Annotated in this window: 1 protein-coding gene; it reads left to right on the top strand. The window is 41.2% G+C overall.

Annotation, left to right across the window (positions count from 1 at the left end):
• Nucleotides 1-760: hypothetical protein (locus A3739_RS30480; RefSeq protein WP_197472610.1), on the top strand; the 760-nt coding region annotated here is incomplete at both ends.

The raw sequence follows: 760 nt of genomic DNA on the forward strand, positions 1-760 counted from the left end.
GTTCAGACTTGGTATTGAATGGACCGTTATATATAGATAATGCCTTATCGACCAGACGTTTGCGTTTTGCGTCCGGTCATAGTTATTTGCCTGACGCAACGACCCCTGATTTCGAATCAGCGAATGCTGATTTAGATAGAGCATTCGTATTAGCTGCTCAAAGAGATACTTCAGATAGACACACTACAACACTCGGGATTGATGGAAAATTAACGATTCAGCTATACCCGAATGCAGCAAATGATAGCGAGTATTGGAGATATGCAAGATCTGGTTATGGTACTCAGGCCTTAGCATTATTTAATGCTCAGGAAGATGTTGTGTTGCTTCGTCAGGTTGAAAATAGCGCATCCCCTTCTTTAGGTTATTTGCAGTACCTGCGTGAAGAAGTTGGTGATTCTGATAGTGATGGCTTGCCAGGTTGGTACGAACATTACTCAAATTCTGACGACAATCTAAGCTCTGATAAAGATCAGTTATTAGGTGGAGTATCGCGATTAGATCGTTTTGATAATTTTGATGATATTTCTGATTTCCTCGTGGATTCCGACGGTGATGGCTTGAGCAATGGTGAAGAGTCGGGCGGTGATGAGTATAAAAACGACAGTAATAATGACGGACTGAATGACAATGTCGGCGCTGGAATTATAGGCTCCAATGATGATGACAATGACGGCTTAGCGAATTTCGAAGAAATTAATATATATGGCACGGATCATAACTTAGCCGATACAGATAGTGATGGCGTAAGTGATTATTT

The sequence above is a fragment of the Oleiphilus sp. HI0067 genome (genome assembly GCF_001635735.1).